Below are 7,509 nucleotides of genomic sequence, written 5' to 3'. Positions count from 1 at the left end.
GAACAGGGCGACGCACATCAGCGTCACCTGCCACGACAGCACCAGCATCGCCGCGCCGACGACGAAGACCGAGATCAGGTTGGAGACGCTGTTGGACAGCGTCGAGGTGAACGCCCGCTGCGCGCCGAGCACGTCGGTGTTGAGACGGCTCACCAGCGCACCGGTCTGCGCCCGGGTGAAGAAGGCCAGCGACTGGCGCTGGACGTGACCGAAGACCTGGGTGCGCAGGTCGAAGATGAGGCCCTCGCCGATCCGCGTCGACAGCCAGCCCGACACGACCCCGAAGGCCATGTCGATCACGGCGACCAGCGCCATCGCCGCGGCCAGCCAGATCACCAGCGAGACGTTCTTGTCGAGAACCCCGTCGTCGATCAGTCGCTGGGTCAGCAGCGGGGTGACCACCACGAGCGCGGCGTCGAAGACGGTGAACAGCAGGAAGGCGCTGATCAGGGCCCGATGGGGCCTGGCGTAGGAGATGACGCGCTTGACGGTGCCCTTCGGCAACCCTCGCTCGAGCACGGTCCGGTCGGCTCGCAGGTTGCGCATGATCCCGCCGCCGCCCATCGCCCCGCCCGTCGTACCGAAGCCTGGACCCATTTGTGACACCCCGTCACCTTAGTCGCCCGGCCGCGTAAGGCCGCTTCGAGGACGGTCGTCGAAATATGGTCAAAATCACCTCGGGTAGGTGACCAAGCGCTCTGTTGGTGGTATGAAGTGGTGCGCGTGTGTGCGCCGGTCGCCGGGGGTTGGATCAGGAATCGCCCCCACTGCCCTGACCCGCGGGTTCATGCCCTGACTGCTCACCCCCACACCAGGTGCCCGACATGACCCGACCACTCCTGGTCCGACTCCACCGAGCCGGTCCATGGTTCTGCAGCACGGCGATCCTCCTCTTCGTCGCGCTCTCCCCCGTCATCTTCGTCACCGCCTCGGGCGACCAGTGGTTCTGGCGTTGGATCCTCGCCGGCGTACCTGTCGTCGCCCTGACCCTCTGGCTCACCGCGATGGCCTACGAAGCCACCCCCGCCGAGGCGTCACCCCCGTCGGCCGAGGCGTCGGGTACGCAGGCCGAAGCGTCGCCGGCGTCGGCCGAGTCGGCACCCGATGACGTCTCGATCGACGCGAGTGACGTCTCGGCCGACCTGCCCGACGTCTCGGCCGACCTGCCCGACGTCTCGGCCGACCTGCCTGACGTCTCGGCTGAGGTGGCCAAGCCTGGCGGGGAGGCCGGGATGCGGGTGGCGGTGCTGTCGCTGTCCCGCAAGGTGCAGGCGTCGGCGCACCGGATCCAGGAGGAGTCGACGCGGATGGTGGCCAAGTTCCCGGCCGAGCCGGACGTGCTCGAGGCGGGGATGCGGGTCGACCACGCGGCGGCGCAGCAGGCGCGGCTGGCGCAGAGCATCGCCACGCTGTGCGGGGAGCAGCCCGGACAGCACTGGAGCGACCCGCTGGCCATCGCGGACGTCGTACGCGGCGCGGCCGGCCGGATCACCGCCTACCGCCGCGTCCGGATCGAGGGCGACCCGCCGGTCGCGGTCCAGGGCGCCTACGTCGAGCCGCTGATCCACCTCGTCGCCGAGCTCCTCGCCAACGCGACCCAGTCCTCGCCGCCGGCGACCGAGGTGCTGGTGACGATCCGTTCCGTACGCCGCGGGGCGGCCCTCGAGATCGACGACGCGGGCGTCGGCATGGACGAGACCAACCTGGCCTGGATGCGTGAGATCGCCTCCGGCACCCGGCAGGTGCGCCTGCAGGATCTCGGCGAGATCCCGCAGACCGGGCTGGCGGTGGTCGGCACCTACGTACGCCGCCACGGATTCCGCGTCGACCTGACCGAGTCCGTCCACGGTGGCCTGCGGGTCGCCGTGCTCGTGCCCGAGGCGATGACCACCCCGCTCAGCCCTGCCGACGGGGAGCTGGTCGCGCCGCGTACGCCGCCCTCGCTTCCCGTCCCCCAGCAGCACGAGCCGTCGCTGATCACCTCCGACGGCCTGCCACAGCGCCGCTCCAAGCGGGGCCAGCGCGTCGCGACCGGACAGCAACCGGTCACCCGAGTCGTCCCACCCCGCCCGGAGCCGACCGCCGAGCAGGCGGGCGCCTGGATGAGCAGCTTCCTCGGCGCGCCGGCCACCATCGCTCCGGCCACCACCGCGGAGACCGATTCCGCACCCGAGAACCACTGGAGGAACCATGACCGATGAGAACAGCTGGATGCTGGAGCTGGTCGCGGGGGTACGCGGCGTACGTCATGTCGTGGTCCTCTCCGCCGATGGGCTCGTCCGGGTACGCACGAGCCACACACCCCGCGCGGAGGCCGACAAGCTGGCCGCGGCCTGCGCGGGGCTGACCTCGCTGGGCCACGGGATCAGCCGGCAGTTCGGCGCCGACGCCCACCCCCGGCAGGTGATGGTCGAGTTCAACGGCGGCTTCCTGTTCATCCGTGGCGCCGGCGACGGCTCCCGGCTCGCGGTGGTCACCGAGATGAGCATCGACCCCGCGCTGGTCGCCCAGCAGATGCAGGCGACCGTCCTGATGATCGGGGAGCGCGCGATGAGCACCCCGAGACGCTCGATCTGACCCGACCTGACCCGATGCCCGACGCCCCCGACGACGACTACGTCGACCACCCGATCCGGTCCTACGTCCGGACCGGCGGCCGCGCCCGCCCGACCCATCGGCTGACACCGGCTACGCTCCTGATCGGCCACGCCAGCCCGTCGGCGACCTCGGTGGGGCGCCAGGAACGCGAGGTCCTCTCCCAGTGTCTCGGCGTGATCTCCATGGCCGAGATGGCCGTCCATCTCGGCCAGCCGGTCAGCGTCCTCGCGGTGATCGCCTCGGACATGATCGACGCCGGCCTGATCGGCGTACGCCCCGACAGCGACACCACCGCCGGCCCCTCCCGCGAAACCCTCCAGAAGGTGCTGCATGCTCTCAACCACCTCTGACAGCCACTACCTGGCGCCGACGGTCGTCGAGTCGGTCAAGATCTTGGTGGTCGGCTCCTTCGGAGTCGGCAAGACCACCCTGATCGGCTCGGTCAGCGAGATCGAGCCGCTCAGCACCGAGGAGTCGATCACCCAGGCCAGCGAGGGGATCGACGCGGTCGAGGCAACCCCGGAGAAGACGACGACCACGGTCGCGATGGACTTCGGCCGGATCACCCTGACCGATGAGATCGCGCTCTACCTCTTCGGCACCCCTGGCCAGCGCCGCTTCTGGGACCTGTGGTCCGGCCTCGCCGAGGGCGCCGCCGGTGCCCTCGTCCTGGTCGACACCCGCCGGCTGGAGGACTCCTTCGAGGTGCTGGACCAGCTCGAGACGCGTACGTCACTCCCCTTCGTGGTCGCCGTCAACCAGTTCCCCGGCGCGCCGAACTACGAACCCGACCAGATCCGGACCGCGCTCGACCTCGACGACGAGACCCCGATCGTCGTGTGCAACGCCAAGAGCCGCAACGCCTGCGTCCGCGCGCTCGCAGCGCTCGTGCGCCACGCCCTCAAGGCCCAATGAGCCAATGACGCACTGATCCGCTGACCCGCTGAGACCACACAGTCCCGACCCCGACGAACAGGCCCCGCGATGACCCCCACCCGCACCGTACGTCTCGCCGACCTCACCGACGTCGTCCAGGCGCCAGAGACCGTCGGGCCACGGGCACGGGAGGTGCACGAACGGCTCCGGGCCGAGTGGGGGCCGGTGGCCCCGGCCGAGCTCTCGCCCGGCGTACGCGTCTGGTTCGTGATGGGCTATGCCGAGTTCAGCGAGGTCATCCGCAACGAGGACGTCTTCTCCCGCAACGGCGACAACTGGAGCGCGGTGCAGGAGGGCAGGATCCACCCGGACATGCCGATCTACCCGTTCGTGACCACCCGGCAGAACTCCTTCCACAACGACGGCGAGCTGCGCCGGCGGCTGCGCTCCCCGGTCGACCGGGCCCTGTCCCGGGTCGACGAGCACGGCTACGCCGCGCAGGTACGCAGCATCTGCAACGACCTCGTCGATGACATGCTCGAGCGCGGCGAGGCCGACCTCGTCCAGGACTACGCGGTGCTGATCCCGCTGCTCTCGGTCGCCGCGATGTTCGGGATGGGCCCCGAGGTCGGAGACGCGATGCGCAAGGCCGCCCACAAGGTCCTCGGTGGCGGCCAGCTGGCCCAGGAGGGCGTCATCGAGCTCGCCGTCGAGATCGTCGACCACATCGCGCGACGCCGCAAGGACCCGCAGGACGACCTCACCTCGCACCTGATCGACGACCCCGGCCTGTGGGACGACAACGAGGTCATGGAGGCGATGATCGTGATGATCATCGCCGGCAACGAGCTGACCATCGCGACCATCACCCAGACCCTGCTGCTGATGCTCTCCGACGAGCGGTTCGCGGGCCGCCTGCGCGGCGGCCGCCTCGGCGTCGACCAGGCGATCGAGGAAGTGATGTGGCGCGACCCGCCCTGCTACAACATCACTCCGCGGTTCGCGCTGCGCGACGTCGAGCTCGGCGGCCAGCTGATCCGGAAGGGCGACGGGGTGGTGCCCTGCATCGCCGCGGCAAACGTGGACCCGCTGATGACCGGCGGCGACCCGTGGCTCGAGATCGGCAATCGCGCCCACATGTCGTGGAGCGCCGGCCCTCACTCCTGTCCCGCGCAGCGGCCCGGGACGATCATCGTCCAGGCAGCCGTACGCACCGTCCTGGAGCGCCTCCCCGAGGTCACCCTCGCGGTGCCGGCCGACCGGGTCGAGCGCAACACCGACTCGCTCTCCTACCGCTACCCGACCTCGATGCCGGTCAGGTTCGTGCGGACGTCGACCTGAGCCTCAGGCGAGCGAGACCAGGTCGGCGTACTCCTCGTTCCACAGGTCCTCGACACCGTCGGGCAGGATGAGCACCTTGTCGGGCTCCAGCGCGTGCACGGCGCCCTCGTCGTGGGTGACCAGCACGATCGCGCCCTCGTAGCGGCGGATCGCGTTGAGCACCTCCTCGCGGGAGGCCGGGTCGAGGTTGTTGGTGGGCTCGTCGAGCAGGAGCACGTTGGCGGCGGAGACGACCAGCGAGGCCAGGGCCAGCCGGGTCTTCTCACCGCCGGAGAGCACCCCGGCGGGCTTGTGCACGTCGTCACCGGTGAAGAGGAACGCACCCAGCACGGTGCGGGCCTCGGTGTCGGTGAGCTGCGGCGCGGCGGACTGCATGTTCTCCAGCACCGACCGCTTGGTGTCGAGGGTCTCGTGCTCCTGGGCGTAGTAGCCGATCTTGAGGCCGTGACCAGGCACGACGCGTCCGGTGTCGGGCTGGTCGACCCCGGCCAGGATGCGCAGCATCGTGGTCTTCCCGGCGCCGTTGAGCCCGAGGATGACCACGCGGGTCCCCCGGTCGATGGCCAGGTCGACGGCGGTGAAGACCTCGAGGGCGCCGTAGGACTTGGAGAGGTCGTTGGCGGTGAGCGGGGTCTTGCCGGAGGGCGCGGGCGAGGGGAACTTGATCGCGGCGACCTTCTCCTGCTGCCGCTCCCCCTCGACGCCCTCCATCAGCTTCTCGGCACGCTTCAGCATCTGCTGGGCGGCGGTCGCCTTGGTCGCCTTGGCGCGCATCTTGTTGGCCTGGTCGGTGAGCGTCTTGGCCTTGTTCTGCGCGTTCATCAGCTCGCGCTTGCGCCGGGCCTCGTCGGTCTCCCGCTGGACCAGATACTGCTTCCACGGCATGTTGTAGATGTCGATCACCTCGCGGTTGGCGTCGAGGTGGAAGACCTTGTTGACCGTCTGGGAGAGCAGGTCGTTGTCGTGGGAGATCACGATGAAACCGCCCTTGTAGGACTTCATCCAGTCGCGCAGCCAGATGATCGAGTCGGCGTCGAGGTGGTTGGTCGGCTCGTCGAGGATCAGCACCTCGGCGCTGGAGAACAGGATCCGAGCCAGCTCGACCCGACGGCGCTGACCGCCCGACAGCGTCTTGAGCGGCTGGGTCATGATCCGGTCGGGGATGCCCAGCGACTGGGCGATCTGCAGGGCCTCGGTCTCGGCCGCGTAGCCGCCGCCCGCGTCGAGCTCGTCGTGGGCGCGCTGGTAGCGCTTCATCGCCTTCTCGCGCACGTTCGGGTCCTCGGAGCCCATCTCCTCCTCGGCGAGCCGCATGCGGCGTACGGCGTCGTCGAGGCCGCGGGCGGACAGGATGCGGTCCTTGGCGATCACCTCGGGATCGCCGACCCGCGGGTCCTGGGGCAGGTAGCCGATCTCGCCGGTGTTGGACACCGTGCCGGAGGCAGGCAGATGGTCGCCGGCGAGCACCTTCGTCAGGGTCGTCTTCCCGGCGCCGTTGCGGCCTACGAGCCCGACCTTGTCGCCGGGTCCGACTCGGAATGTGACGTTCTCCATCAAAAGTCTGGCGCCGACGCGGACTTCTAGGTCATGGGCAGTGATCATTACCGTCACTAGTGTATGGGCGGGGCACCCGCCCCCACACATCACCACCTCCAGGGGGACAAGATGCGGTTCAACCCGAAGGCCAGACTCGACACCAGCCGGACCTCCGGCGGCGGTGGCGGCGGCGGGTTCGGTGGCGGAGGTGGCGCCCGGATCCCGATCCCCGGCGGCAAGGCCAGCGGCGGCATCGGCACCGTCATCGTGCTGCTGGTCTTCTTCCTCATCACCCAGTGCACCGGCGTCGGGCCGCAGGTCCTCGGCGACGGCGGTAGCGGCTCGTCCTCGGTCGGCACCGGCACCTTCGGCGGTCTTCAGGCGGGTGAGGGTGGCGACACCGGCGACTTCGGGTCGTGCCAGACCGGCGAGGACGCCAACAACGACGAGAACTGCGCCTTCGTCGCCATGGAGAACTCGATGACCGGCTACTGGGACTCCCAGTCCGACCTCTCCGGCAGGTTCCAGCCCGAGCAGGCCGTGGTGATCTTCTCCGACCAGGTCCAGACCGGAGGCTGCGGCTCCGCGTCGAGCTCCGTCGGGCCGTTCTACTGCCCGGCCGACCAGACCATCTACCTCGACCCGACCTTCTTCGACTCGATCTTCGAGCAGCTCGGCGGCCAGGACACCACCTTCGTACGCGCCTACGTGCTCGCCCACGAGTACGGCCACCACATCCAGAACCTGCTCGGCACCATGGGCCAGGTCCGCACCCAGCAGGGCCCCGACTCCGACGCGGTGCGCCTGGAGCTGCAGGCCGACTGTTACGCCGGCATGTGGACCGCCGCCGCTGAGAACGACGGGTTCGTCGAGGACATCACCGACCAAGACATCACCGAGGGCATCGGCGCCGCCAAGACGGTCGGCGACGACCACATCCAGTCGAGGACCACCGGCCGTGTGGACACCTCCCAGTACACCCACGGCTCCTCCGAGCAGCGGATCGCCTGGTTCAAGAAGGGCATGACCACACCCGACTCGATCGCCGGGTGTGACACGTTCAGGGCGCGGGATCTCGACAACCCGTAGGCCCGGGCGTTGGGATACCCGGTTAACCGGGTATCCCTGCACTTCTCGGGCATTGCAACGCCAGAGAAG

General features: G+C 69.5%; 8 protein-coding genes. 6 read left to right on the top strand and 2 right to left on the bottom strand.

The features are described 5' to 3' along the window. Nucleotides 1-597, bottom strand: a 597-nt coding sequence (locus tag ACFVJS_RS02730) for an ABC transporter transmembrane domain-containing protein (protein ID WP_378877282.1), incomplete at its 3' end; no start/stop codon positions are given. A gap of 227 nt (nucleotides 598-824) precedes the next feature. Here ACFVJS_RS02730 and ACFVJS_RS02725 point away from each other — a divergent pair. From ACFVJS_RS02725 to ACFVJS_RS02705, 5 genes are all read left to right on the top strand, one after another. Further along, complete coding sequence (locus ACFVJS_RS02725; protein ID WP_378877220.1) at nucleotides 825-2,201, top strand: ATP-binding protein; 1,377 nt, start codon at nucleotides 825-827, stop codon at nucleotides 2,199-2,201. Next, complete coding sequence (locus ACFVJS_RS02720) at nucleotides 2,191-2,577, top strand: roadblock/LC7 domain-containing protein (RefSeq protein WP_378877218.1); 387 nt, start codon at nucleotides 2,191-2,193, stop codon at nucleotides 2,575-2,577. The genes ACFVJS_RS02725 and ACFVJS_RS02720 overlap by 11 nt, the downstream gene beginning before the upstream one ends. 14 nt (nucleotides 2,578-2,591) lie before the next feature. Next, a complete protein-coding gene (locus tag ACFVJS_RS02715) occupies nucleotides 2,592-2,948 on the top strand; it encodes a DUF742 domain-containing protein (protein ID WP_378877216.1) in 357 nt (118 codons plus the stop codon). A 43-nt stretch (nucleotides 2,949-2,991) separates the two neighbouring features. Next, nucleotides 2,992-3,513 (top strand): ATP/GTP-binding protein, encoded by a 522-nt coding sequence (locus ACFVJS_RS02710; protein ID WP_378877280.1) that lies wholly within the window; start codon nucleotides 2,992-2,994, stop codon nucleotides 3,511-3,513. A 69-nt stretch (nucleotides 3,514-3,582) separates the two neighbouring features. Then, nucleotides 3,583-4,815, top strand: a complete 1,233-nt coding sequence (locus ACFVJS_RS02705; protein WP_378877214.1) for a hypothetical protein — start codon at nucleotides 3,583-3,585, stop codon at nucleotides 4,813-4,815. A gap of 3 nt (nucleotides 4,816-4,818) precedes the next feature. On the opposite strand, the gene ACFVJS_RS02700 is transcribed toward ACFVJS_RS02705, so the two are convergent. After that, entirely contained in the window at nucleotides 4,819-6,417 is a 1,599-nt protein-coding gene (locus tag ACFVJS_RS02700; protein ID WP_378877212.1) for an ABC-F family ATP-binding cassette domain-containing protein, read from the bottom strand. Between the two features lie 15 nt (nucleotides 6,418-6,432). On the opposite strand from ACFVJS_RS02700, the gene ACFVJS_RS02695 reads away from it, so the two are divergent. Then, nucleotides 6,433-7,440 carry a neutral zinc metallopeptidase gene (locus ACFVJS_RS02695; RefSeq protein ID WP_378877210.1) on the top strand — a complete coding sequence of 336 codons (1,008 nt, stop codon included), beginning with the start codon at nucleotides 6,433-6,435 and terminating at the stop codon, nucleotides 7,438-7,440. Nucleotides 7,441-7,509 lie beyond the last annotated feature (69 nt).

Origin of the sequence: Nocardioides sp. NPDC057772 (assembly GCF_042798075.1) — a bacterium.
Classification (GTDB): Bacteria; Actinomycetota; Actinomycetes; order Propionibacteriales; family Nocardioidaceae; genus Nocardioides.
Note: the sequence above shows the minus strand (reverse complement) of the source record. Positions and strands in the feature narration are given on the sequence as shown.

Coding starts and splice junctions, on each gene's coding strand:
- ACFVJS_RS02695 (WP_378877210.1), top strand. CDS start 6,433: ATGGGCGGGGCACCCGCCCCCACACATCACCACCTCCAGGGGGACAAG.
- ACFVJS_RS02715 (WP_378877216.1), top strand. CDS start 2,592: ATGCCCGACGCCCCCGACGACGACTACGTCGACCACCCGATCCGGTCC.
- ACFVJS_RS02725 (WP_378877220.1), top strand. CDS start 825: ATGACCCGACCACTCCTGGTCCGACTCCACCGAGCCGGTCCATGGTTC.
- ACFVJS_RS02705 (WP_378877214.1), top strand. CDS start 3,583: ATGACCCCCACCCGCACCGTACGTCTCGCCGACCTCACCGACGTCGTC.
- ACFVJS_RS02720 (WP_378877218.1), top strand. CDS start 2,191: ATGACCGATGAGAACAGCTGGATGCTGGAGCTGGTCGCGGGGGTACGC.
- ACFVJS_RS02700 (WP_378877212.1), bottom strand. CDS start 6,417: ATGATCACTGCCCATGACCTAGAAGTCCGCGTCGGCGCCAGACTTTTG.